The organism is Pantoea sp. S61 (genome assembly GCF_016625145.1).
Lineage (GTDB): Bacteria > Pseudomonadota > Gammaproteobacteria > Enterobacterales > Enterobacteriaceae > Pantoea > Pantoea rwandensis_B.
Map to the genome: position 1 here is coordinate 1 of NZ_JACVUO010000039.1, position 11,329 is coordinate 11,329.

The window sequence follows — 11,329 nt, forward strand, 5'->3', positions numbered from 1 at the left end:
CCTGGCCCAACGTAAAAGCCTCAGCGCTGCGGATAGCCCTTGCAGCATCAGAGGTGCTACGGCCACTAACACTTGTGCGGTATTCGACAAAGCGTATTCAAGTTTGTGAGCCGATGTGAGTTCTTATTGGCTGAAGTTTATGAATAGGCTGATAGTTTCATTAGCATCACATAATCAAGCTTATGGACAAAAATGCGGTTGGTGACATAACGCACTGAAGCTTATGGGAAGGAAAGTGCCTTTAAACAAAACGCACGAAAGTTTATGAGCTGGCTGGGGGCGCAGGGGGCTGGCAATCCGCAGCGCCGAGCAGAGTGAGTCTGCCAGGATAGCCCGCAGGACGCGGGCGAAAGGTGGGGCGGCACAGGGATGTGCCATCCCCCGCCGTTCCGTGAGGCAGACGGACGAAGTGAGGGCACCGCGTCAGCGGCGCGAGGACGCCAGCCTCCTGCGCACCCAGCCAGCGTTAACTCGGTTGTAAGCCAACCCGCATTTCAGCCTGCAATCCTAACCTATGTTTCAAACTGAATTTGAACCGGAAACGCCAGCCTGCAAAAAATTAACCCCGGCGCGCATCCGGGCGCACCAAATCAAACCGCAAATCCTCGCTGATGCCGTAATACGCCGATGGGCCACCGGCTCGCAGAATAGGTTGCGCCTTTGCGGTCTGGTAGATGCCATCTTCCAGCAGCGTCTCATCGATATGAATCGCCACCACTTCACCCAACACCAGCCAACTCTCCAGTTCAGTGCCTTGCACATCCTGCAGACGAATCAGCTGAGTCAGACGGCACTCAAAATTCACCGGGCTCTCTGCCACCATGCTGACGTTGACGTGCGAGGCAGCTATTGGTGTCAATCCTGCGAGTGCGAACTCATCTTGTTCCGGCGGCACAGAAGCAGAACTTTCATTCATCGCTTCGGCGAGCGGACGAGTGGCCAGATTCCAGACAAACTCTTTGCTCTCACTGATATTGCGTACGCTGTCTTTCCAGCCGCTGCTGGCGAAACCGATGATGGGGGGATGATAGTTAAAACAGTTGAAGAAACTGTAGGGTGCCAGGTTGCGCTGGCCACTGGCGCTCAGCGAACTCACCCAGCCGATAGGGCGGGGACCAACAATAGCGTTCAGCGGATCGTGTGGTAAACCATGCCCGCTTCGTGGCTGATAAGTATAACGTTGTTGCATTAGCGCTCCTGGCTTGTCTGATAAACTTCGCACCACAACGGTGTCATGGCATCCCAATCACGGTTATCAGGAAAGGGATGACCTTAATGCCCGCCTGGCTGTAGCACGAATTATTTGGGACTCAATTTGGGGATATTAGGTTTAAATGCAATACAGATAATCGTGTAAGCGGATTGTGCGATGCCGCCATCCAGCGTATCTTACGCCCGCGCTACTTTCCGGAGAATCTATGAACAAGCCAACCGCCACCTCGCCATTCCATCCCCGTAATCGCCATCAAGGCCGTTATGATTTTGCTGCTCTGACCGCCGCCCATCCGCCGCTGGCGGTGAAAGTGCGTCCAAATGGCTACGGCGAGCTGTCGGTAGATTTTGCCGATCCCGAAGCGGTGATGCTGCTCAATCAGGCGCTGATCAAACTGTTTTATAACCTGAACTGGCAGTTACCGGAAGGCTACCTGACACCACCCGTACCAGGTCGTGCTGACTATGTTCATGCGCTGGCTGATTTGCTGGCCAGCGACAACGGCGGCAAAGTGCCACGCGATGTCGATATTATGGATATCGGTTGCGGTGCCAACCTCATCTATCCGCTAATCGGACACGCGGAATACGGTTGGCGTTTCACCGGTACGGATATCACGGCTGAAGCGATTACCGCTGCTAACCAGATTGTCGCCAGTAATCCCGGCTTACAACGCGGTGTGCGCCTGCGTCGTCAGAAAGACGATTCCGCCATTTTCGCCGGTGTGGTGCACAAAAATGAGCGCTACCATGCGGTGCTGTGTAACCCACCGTTCCATGCGTCGGCACAGGAAGCGGCGATGGTGGGTCAGCGTAAAACGCGCAATCTGGGCTTAGGTAAAAATGCACCACTCAACTTTGGTGGTCAGCACAAGGAACTGTGGTGCGAGGGCGGAGAACGTCAGTTCGTAGGTAAGATGATCGACGAGAGTGTGGCTTACGCGGATCGTATTGTCTGGTTTACCTCACTGGTTTCGCGCAAAGAGAACCTGCCTGCGCTGCGCGATCAGTTGCGCAATCTCGATGTTGAGGAAGTGCGAATCATTGAGATGGCACAGGGGCAGAAACAGAGCCGCTTTATCGCCTGGACTTTCCTGCCGCCCGCTGCGCGCACTAAACGCCTCGTGCGCTGATTCAACGGGCGCGGAGGCCGTATTTCTCTGGGTGTAAAACGTGAAGGCGGGCTCTGGCCCGCCCATTTGATCACTTGCGCTAAGCTGTACCGCCTTGCGTTTGCAGTCCATATCGAAATGGGCCCTGGCAATGTCCCACTTCAGTTCTCGCGCTGAATTTAGCGATCGCCATCGGCACCGGTTAGACGGCAGGTGCGAGTTCCGGCCCCGTCATGCAGGCGCGGAATCTGACAACCAGGTGCCGTCCCTGTGTGATTTTACGATGGATTGGGCGGCGGTAGTGCTGCCAGCGTAGCCGCCGAAGCCACATCGTTACCCGTCTGCATCACTTCCACCGTCTGATGCGGCGTTCTAATCCCTGCGGCATCAAAATGCTTCTTCACCTTATCATCCAGCGCAAAACGCACTGTCCACTGCTTCAGCGGTTGGGTGGTGAATGAGACGCGCACGGTAAAGGATTGATTGGTCAAGCCTACCAGCCCGGAAAAACTTGGTTCGCCAATCACCATGCCGCGAATATCCGGGTTCTCCAGTAACTCTTTTACCGCCGCCTGCAAAGTCGCATTCACACGTTCAGTCTCTTCACTGCGGTCAACATCATAGTTGGCGACAAACGAGCCAATACCGCGCACAAAGTTGGCAAAGGTGGTGATCGAAGACCAGGGAATGATGTGATAGGCACCGGTATCCTGACGCACCCCGACGGAACGAATCGACATGCGCTCCACCGTGCCGGTAATCGGGCCAATGGTCACCAGATCGCCGGTATTCATGCCATTCTCAAACTGAATGAAGATACCGGTGATAATATCCTTCACCAGCGTTTGCGAACCGAATGACACTGCCAGCCCCAGCGCACCGGCACCCGCCAGCAGCGGCGCGATGTTAACGCCCACTTCTGACAGCAGAATCATAATGGTGATGGTGCTGATCACCACCGCCAGCGCGTTACGGAATAGCGTCAGTAAGGTGCGCGTACGTGCGCTGGGCATCGGCCTTCCGTGTGAATCCGAAGCCAGACGGCTTTCGATCAGGCTAGCCAGCAGTGTCCAGCCGATGGCGGAAAGCAGTAAAATCATCACGATACGAATCAGCACATCCACCATTTTCTGCCCGGCTCCCAGCGTGAGCCAGTGCCAGAGATCAAACAGATTCCAGGCATTGAGCAGCAGCAGTAGCGTGGCGAACACGGTGATCACGCGCGCCAGTTTCAGCAGTGCTTTCACCCAGTCATTGACGCGTTTCTGCAGCTCAGGATAGTTGCGACGCAGATCCGGCGACAGCGTCAGCGTTTTGCCAATCCAGCGCGTCAGCATGCCGGAAATCAGCGCGGCGATAACAATAATCGCCATGCTGCGCACCGTGGCGGACATCATAAACTTCAGGCTGTCACCCGGATTGAAGATCGAGAACAGGAACAGCGCGATAAAGTAGGCGCTCGCCAGCCAATGCCACACCATCGCAAAGGCGCGAATAAACAAGGCAAAGAAACTCATACTGCGATCGGCCAAACGCGATAGTTCGTCGTGGATGTTACGTCGATTGCGGAAAATCAGCCACAGCGCCCAGCCGGTCATAATGCACATGATCAGCATATTCACCAATGCAGCGATTTGCATATTGACCTGATTGCCGACAATCGGCACCACCACCAGTAAGCCATAACCGATGATGCCGCTGAGCCAACTGAGACGCGTATTCCAGTAAGCGGCACGCACATCGGAAAGATGAAAGAAGCGCAGGGTGGGGAAGCGTGGGCAGAATATTAATCGCAACACCGCTTTGAAAAACTCAATCAACGCGAAGGCATTGAGGAATAGCCCCTGCTGATAGGCAATGGTGCGGTTGTTGTTGTGGTAATTATCACTGATGATTTGACCCACAAACAGCGTCAGCGCCAGAAGCACTAAGTCGAGCAGAAAGGCGACGACGATGGTGGCAGGAAGATGCAGCCACTTGGTGCGCTCCAGATTATGATTGCGCCCCCAGCGGCCCATGCGCTGCCACACGGGATACATCAACAGCCGCGTGAACCAGTAAAAAGCAAAAACGGCAGCGGCGAGCCCGGCGAAATACTTCAGTGCATTGAAGAAGGTTTGCTGATTAAAGGATTTGTGCGGCGCGTTAACGATGTTGTCGTGCAAACGGACAAACTGCGAGGCAACGGCGCCCCCGTATTCGCGTGTGACGTTGGTGACGCTCTCCAGTACCGTGGGATCTTCCTGCTCAGCCTGCGGTGGTGCCAGGACGGGTTGTTCATTGTTGGCTTTACTGGTGGCGGCCTGACGCAGCTGATCGATCAATTCCTGACGCGAATCGTTATTCTCCAGAATATTCGCCAGCGCGGCATAAGCGGCTTTTTTATCTTCCAGCGTTGGCTCTGCTTCAGCGGTGGTGTTGGCAGCGGGCGTTGACGTTTGTTGAGCGGCGACGGCGGCCTGCGGCAGATTGACCGCGTTTGCGGTGGGAACGAGGAACAGACAGAGCAGCATCCATATGGTAAGGCACCATGATGGGCGGGCAAACGACATGACCTTCTCCTTGAGCAACGCGCAACGGCACAAGATAAAAAGTATAGTCAGTGATGGAAGGTGAAGATTCTGAAAGGAAAATTCTTTACGGAAGAAGAGGCGGCTTTACAGCCGCCTCGTCATTTATGATACGTGCTGCAGGAACTCACGCAGACGATCGCTCGGTGGGTTGGTGATCAACTCATCCGGATTGCCATCTTCAGCGATGGTGCCTTTATCAATGAAGATCAGACGCGAAGCCACTTTCTGAGCGAAGCCCACTTCGTGCGTCACAATCACCATCGTCATGCCTTCTTCAGCCAGATCCTGCATCACCTTGAGCACTTCATGGCGCAGTTCTGGATCGAGTGCAGAGGTTGGCTCATCAAACAGCATCATTTTCGGCTTCACCGCCAGTGCACGGGCGATGGCGACACGCTGCTGCTGACCACCAGACAGTTCGGCTGGGAAGTGGTGCGCACGCTCGGCGAGGCCGACTTTACCTAACAGTTCACGCGCCAATTTCTGTGCGTCGTCCTTTTTAGCACCGCGCACGCGAATTGGGCCGAAAGCCACGTTGTCCAGCGCACTCATCTGTGGGAACAGATGGAACTGCTGGAACACCATACCGGCTTCCTGGCGAATCAGACGCTCATCGACTTTAGGATCGTTAACTTTCATGCCATCAACAATCAGGTCACCGGTAGTGATCTCTTCAAGCTTGTTGATGCAGCGCAGCAGGGTCGATTTACCTGAGCCAGATGGCCCGATAATCACCACCACTTCACCCTGATTGATCTTCAGGTTAATGTCGTGCAGGACTTTGGTCTGGCCGAAGTTTTTAGAGACGTTTTTAAATTCAATCACAGGATTTTCACCTTCTTCTCAATACGGCGCAGTACAAAGCTCAACACCAACGTAATAACCAGATAGATAATCGCAACGGCACTCCAGATCTCCAGCGCGCGGAAGTTTCCGGCGATGATTTCCTGACCCTGACGGGTCAGTTCCGCCACGCCGATCACGATAAACAGCGAGGTATCTTTGATACTCACGATCCACTGGTTACCGAGCGGTGGCAGCATACGACGCAGTGCCAACGGCATGATGACGTAACGCAGGGTTTCACGACGGGAAAGACCCAGCGCCAGGCCTGCTTCACGGAAGCCTTTGTTGATCGACAGCACGGCACCACGCGTGATTTCCGCGATATAGGCACCGGAGTTAATCATGATGGTGACCACGGCAGCGGTAAACGGATCGATACGTAGGTCCGGGAAGGCCATCGGCAAGGCGAAGTAAATAAACATTACCTGCACCACGATTGGCGTACCGCGAATCAGCTCGATGAACACCAGTGCGATGTTATTGGCTATCCATCCACCGTACGCGCGTGCGAAGCCGGCGACTAAACCAATGATTAACCCGCCAATTAAGCCGAGTACGGAAATTATCAGGGTCATTTTGGCGCCTTCGATCAAAATCGGCAGGGCTGGCCAAATGACGCTCCAGTCAAACTCCATGGTGTAACTCCAAAATCTGTTGCAATGGAAATGTAAAAAGCAGGGAGACGAAGCTCCCTGCTGGAAAAAATCGGCTTAGGCCGGAATTATTTTGGCTCGCTGCCGAACCATTTTTTATAAATTGTATTGTACGTGCCGTTGTCGCGCAGGGTTTTCAGCGCGCCATTAATCTGATTACGCAGCTCATCACTGCCTTTTGGCAGGGCGATGCCATACTGCTGAGCTTCGATAGACTCGCCAACCGCTTTGAAGCGACCTTTACCGGCGGTGTGGATGAAGTACAGGATGTTTGGCGTGTCGTGCAGCACGGCGTCAGCACGGTTGGTGCCCAACTCCATATAAGCGTTGTCGATGTTCGGGAACTGACGAAGATCTTTAGACTTGATGTGCGCTTTTGCGTAATCAACAGAACCGGTACCGCTCTTCACCGCAACCACTTTGCCGTTCAGATCGTCGATGCCTTTGATGTTGTTTTCGTTCTCACGCACCATCACCAACAGACCACTTTTGTAATAGCCGTCAGAGAAGTCGATGGCTTTTTTGCGCTCGTCGGTAATGGTGATACCGGCCAGAGCCACGTCAACGTTTTTGGTTTGCAGTGCTGGGATGATACCGCTGAAATCCATTGGCTTCAGGGTGTAATCCAGCTTCAGTTCTTTGGCGATAGCGGCCCACAGGTCGATATCGAAACCAACATATTCGTTACCCTGTTTGAATTCAAAAGGAACGAATGCGGTGTCGGTCGCAACAACCAGTTTCTTATCTGCTGCAGTGGAAGAAAGCGAGAAGGCCAACGCCAGCGCGGCCACGGAGACTTTAATCAAAGACTTCATCATTATTTTCCTTATTACCCTTCAGACCTGATGGCCTGATGTACGGCTATTCATATGAAAAAATTATGCCAACTTTTCATTTCGGTCGAAATCAGCAGGATGCAGGGCCTGGCTGAAGCGATTTTGCTGTAGTTGAAAAGTCTGCACTAATATGGGTCACCAAAATAGTGCATCGTGCTGTTGTGGTGCAGGCACAGTGTGCACCAAGGGCTTAGCAAGGGAAAGGTAGGATTAAGAATTTGTTAACGACGTCAAAAAAAGCACCAAAATGTTACAGACATAAAAAAAGGCGGGATAACCCGCCTTCGCTGTAACTGACATTATTCGATGTTGGATTCGATGAACCACAGGAATTTATCCAAATCACGCGATGCCGCCGTGAAAATGTCTGCAGTGTCTTCATCGCTTACTTCACTGATGGCCTTACGCGTATCGTTCGCAACAATCGCGTAACGATCGGCCAGCGCTTTCAGATGATCCTGAACGGTGTGGATGTTGAGCGGATAGCTTTTCAATGGCGTCTTGTCGTTGACGATCTGAGTGGTACCCAGCGCCACGCCGCCGAGCTGTACAACACGCTCTGCAATGGTGTCCTGATGATCGGTGATGGCAGTACGGAAGCCATCCAGCATTTCGTGCACACCGATAAAGTTGGCACCACGCATGTTCCAATGCGCCTGCTTGGTGATCAGTGACAGATCAATAAACTCCACTACCAGACGGTTGAGCACCTCGATGGTCGCTTTCTTATCGCTATCAGCAACATCATTACGGGTGTAAATGAGATCAGACGATTTAGTTTTAACCAGTTTTGCGGTACTCATCATTAATATCCTCTAATTGATGGTTGTCCTAATCAAGCACGGGAATAAGTATAGCAGCAGTTTTCGGCTGTGCCGGATTGTTTAAACCGATGACAGGAATAGATAAACCTTCATGTTGTGCGGGATTTGAGCGTTTTAAATATTTTGCATTCATAACAATGATTTACACTGCGTGTTAATTGCTTTTCAATGATGTTGCAAAATAATAACAAAACCGAAGATGGTGATGAGAAAAAAGAGAATGAGAATGCTTATATATTCAGCCTGCAGCTTAACAGGCTGAATTTGGCATTATTTATTGCGGGTTATTAATATCCACTTCGCTTATTTTGGCACTCTTCTGTTTCATGGTGAGTGTCGAACCCGCCGACGCGGCGATAATCGCCAGCAGCGCGATCCACTGCTTCAGCGTTAGCAGCTCACCGAGGAACAACATCCCTGAAAGTGCGGCCATCGCGGGTTCCAGACTCATCAGCGTGCCAAAGATGCGAGCCGGCAAGCGGGTTAAGGCCATCATCTCCAGTGAATAAGGAATGGCACTGGAGAGCAGGGCGATAATCAGCGCCAGTGGCAGTATTTCCCAGTGCCAGATGCCGGGCGCAGCAAAAGTTAACCCGAGGGGGACGAAGATCACTGAGGCGATCAACGATCCCATGGCAACCGTCGCTGGACCATGTTCCGCACCGGCGCGTTGCCCCGCCAGAATATAGACCGCCCAACAGGCACCTGCTCCCACGGCTAATAGCGCACCCAGCGGATCGATATGGCTGATGCCATCACCAATCGGCAGTAGAAACCACAAACCGGTAACCGCCAGCAGTACCCACAGGAAATCGAGGGGACGTCGCGCACCGGCCAGCGCCAGGGTTAAAGGACCCAGAAATTCCAGCCCAACCGCCACGCCCAGCGGCACGGTGCGGATCGATAGATAGAAGAGATAGTTCATACAACCGAGCGCCAGACCGTACATCAAGAGCGGTTTACGCTGTGCGCGGGTAAAACGTAAACGCCACGGCTTAAAGATGACGCACAAAATCAGGGTGCCCAGTCCGAGACGCAATGCGGTGATGCCCGGAGCCCCTACGGTAGGAAACAGTGATTTTGCCAGGGAAGCACCGCCCTGAAGCGAGAGCATGGCAATCAGTAGCACGGCAATCGGAAACAAAACCGGGGCCATTTTGGCGTTCGTCTGAGGCGTAGACATCCTGTAATTCAATCCCGTAGTGATTAACAACACAGCAACAAAACGCCAGTGTAAAGGAATCTTAAGGAAATAAGGAGGTGTGTAAGAGGGAAAATAAATGCTGCGACAGCCTGGGAAATAACCGTTTTTCGGGCCATTTAAGTAAAGAAATGTCAGGTTAGTTTAGGAATATCCTTAAAGGCATTTTTTATAGCACGAAATATTATTGCAGGAAGATGACGCTTTTTATAAGTAAAATGAATGACATAGGAAGCTTCATTAACTTTCTGTTACACCAAACAATCTGTTAGACAACAAATAGCGGGCAGAGTTTCTTGCTAATTTTTGTTATATTTTCAGCGTTGTCAGGAGAGAAGTATATTCACATTTGAGGTGGTTTATGAAAAAAATTGCATGTCTTTCAGCACTGGCTTGTGTACTGGCAGTTTCAGCAGGTTCAGCCATGGCGCAGAGCACCGTTTCTGCTGGTTACGCGCAGAGCGATTATCAGGGCGTTGCTAACAAAGCAAACGGCTTCAACCTGAAATACCGTTACGAAGATGGTACTAACCCACTGGGTTGGATCGGTTCTTTCACCTACACCGAAAAAGACCGCACTAACGCTGGCGTTTACAACAAAGGCCAGTACTACGGCATCACCGGTGGTCCTGCTTACCGTCTGAACGACTGGGCAAGCATCTACGGCGTGGTCGGTATCGGTTACGGTAAGTACCAGGCGAATGACGCAGCTGCACAGTCTAAATCTGACACCAGCGATTACGGTTTCTCCTACGGCGCAGGCATGCAGTTCAACCCAATCCAGAACGTTGCTGTTGACGTGGGTTACGAGCAGAGCCGTATCCGTAGCGTAGACGTAGGCACCTGGATTGCTGGCGTAGGCTACAGCTTCTAAGTTTTTGCTTAGACCAGAGTTGCACAAGAAACGGCCCATTATGGGCCGTTTTTTTATGCCTATTTTTGCGGGGCAGGAGGAAGGGTCGCGCGGATCTTTTTCACCTGATCGGCCGTTACCGGTGCCGCTTTATTACCCCATCCATTGCGGATGAAGTTAGCGACATCAGCGACCTGCTGATCATCCAGGCGCCAGGCGAAATCTGGCATGGTGAAACCGGTCGGCGCCTGTTGCGTAATCGCACGCTGACCGCCTTTCAAAATGACACTGATCACTGATGACGGGTCTTCACTCAGCAAGGCCGGATTATGCGCCAGCGCCGGGAAGGTACTGGCATAGCCTTTACCGTCCGTACGATGGCAGGCAGCGCAGTTATCCACGTAAACCTGCGCGCCTGGCTGGCTGACATCCCCTTTGAACAGCGCTTGCGACGTCGCATCGCTGGCCTGTGGTGCAGCGGTGTTATCCGCAGCCGGTAAAGACTTCAGATAGACGGCAATCGCATTCAGATCTTCATCACTGAGGTACTGAGTACTGTGTGCAATCACATCCGTCATCGAACCAAAGGCAGCGCCTTGCTTATTCGCGCCGGTTTTCAGGAAGAGGGCGATATCTTGTTCGGACCAGCTGCCTAAACCGGCTGCCGGGCTGGCGGTCAGGTCTGGCGCATGCCAGCCTTCCAATGTGCCGCCGGTCAGATAGCCTTTGCTGTTCTGATCCATGGCTTTCTCCTGGAAGCCGATGCCACGAGGAGTGTGGCAGGAGCCACAGTGACCGAGCCCCTGCACCAGATAAGCACCGCGTTGCCACTGTGCCGATTGACCGGCAACCGGAGCGTAAGTGCTGTCGTCGGCAAAGGTCCAGCGCCAGAACGCCAGCGGCCAACGCATGCTGAGCGGCCAGGGGATATCACTTTTGTGATTCTCCTGGCTTACCGGTTTCACACCCTGCATAAAGTAGTCATACAACGCGTGCATATCACTGTCGCTGATTTTGGCATATGACGGGTATGGCATAGCCGGATAAAGCGAAGTGCCATCTTTGGCGACACCCCCGCGTACCGCTTTGACGAAGTCGTCGTAGCTGTAGTCACCAATACCGTGCGTTTTATCTGGCGTGATGTTAGTGGAGTAAATGGCGCCGATCGGCGTAATGCTTGTCAGTTAAGATCTTAATGGAGGCCGCAACGGATAACGTT

The 11,329-nt window shown here is 52.7% G+C and carries 10 protein-coding genes; 2 read left to right on the forward strand and 8 right to left on the reverse strand.

The genetic code is table 11. The features are described from left to right. Positions 1-559 precede the first annotated feature (559 nt). Positions 560-1,189: a flavin reductase family protein gene (locus IAE30_RS29405; protein ID WP_200537168.1), complete on the reverse strand. Its 630-nt coding sequence runs from the start codon at positions 1,187-1,189 to the stop codon at positions 560-562. Positions 1,190-1,418: 229 nt separating this feature from the next. Between IAE30_RS29405 and rlmF the strand changes: the two genes are divergently transcribed. Next, entirely contained in the window at positions 1,419-2,345 is a 927-nt protein-coding gene (rlmF, locus tag IAE30_RS29410) for a 23S rRNA (adenine(1618)-N(6))-methyltransferase RlmF (protein ID WP_200681603.1), read from the forward strand. 257 nt (positions 2,346-2,602) lie between these two features. Here the strand turns inward: rlmF and ybiO are convergent, their stop codons facing one another. From ybiO to rhtA, 6 genes are all read right to left on the reverse strand, one after another. Then, the gene (ybiO, locus tag IAE30_RS29415; RefSeq protein ID WP_234472903.1) at positions 2,603-4,837 is read right to left on the reverse strand and encodes a mechanosensitive channel protein; all 2,235 of its coding nucleotides are present in this window, start codon (positions 4,835-4,837) and stop codon (positions 2,603-2,605) included. 162 nt (positions 4,838-4,999) lie between these two features. After that, positions 5,000-5,722 carry a glutamine ABC transporter ATP-binding protein GlnQ gene (gene glnQ / locus IAE30_RS29420; protein ID WP_038647952.1) on the reverse strand — a complete coding sequence of 241 codons (723 nt, stop codon included), beginning with the start codon at positions 5,720-5,722 and terminating at the stop codon, positions 5,000-5,002. After that, positions 5,719-6,378 (reverse strand): glutamine ABC transporter permease GlnP, encoded by a 660-nt coding sequence (glnP, locus tag IAE30_RS29425; protein WP_038647949.1) that lies wholly within the window; start codon positions 6,376-6,378, stop codon positions 5,719-5,721. The genes glnQ and glnP overlap by 4 nt, the downstream gene beginning before the upstream one ends. An 86-nt stretch (positions 6,379-6,464) precedes the next feature. Next, positions 6,465-7,211, reverse strand: a complete 747-nt coding sequence (gene glnH / locus IAE30_RS29430; RefSeq protein WP_038647947.1) for a glutamine ABC transporter substrate-binding protein GlnH — start codon at positions 7,209-7,211, stop codon at positions 6,465-6,467. A 320-nt stretch (positions 7,212-7,531) separates the two neighbouring features. Beyond that, a complete protein-coding gene (gene dps / locus IAE30_RS29435; RefSeq protein ID WP_038647945.1) occupies positions 7,532-8,035 on the reverse strand; it encodes a DNA starvation/stationary phase protection protein Dps in 504 nt (167 codons plus the stop codon). A 295-nt stretch (positions 8,036-8,330) separates the two neighbouring features. After that, complete coding sequence (gene rhtA, locus IAE30_RS29440; protein WP_038647943.1) at positions 8,331-9,239, reverse strand: threonine/homoserine exporter RhtA; 909 nt, start codon at positions 9,237-9,239, stop codon at positions 8,331-8,333. Between the two features lie 379 nt (positions 9,240-9,618). On the opposite strand from rhtA, the gene ompX reads away from it, so the two are divergent. After that, positions 9,619-10,131: an outer membrane protein OmpX gene (gene ompX, locus IAE30_RS29445; protein ID WP_200681605.1), complete on the forward strand. Its 513-nt coding sequence runs from the start codon at positions 9,619-9,621 to the stop codon at positions 10,129-10,131. 59 nt (positions 10,132-10,190) lie between these two features. Here the strand turns inward: ompX and IAE30_RS29450 are convergent, their stop codons facing one another. Further along, complete coding sequence (locus IAE30_RS29450; protein WP_200681606.1) at positions 10,191-11,294, reverse strand: cytochrome c; 1,104 nt, start codon at positions 11,292-11,294, stop codon at positions 10,191-10,193. Positions 11,295-11,329: the final 35 nt, after the last annotated feature.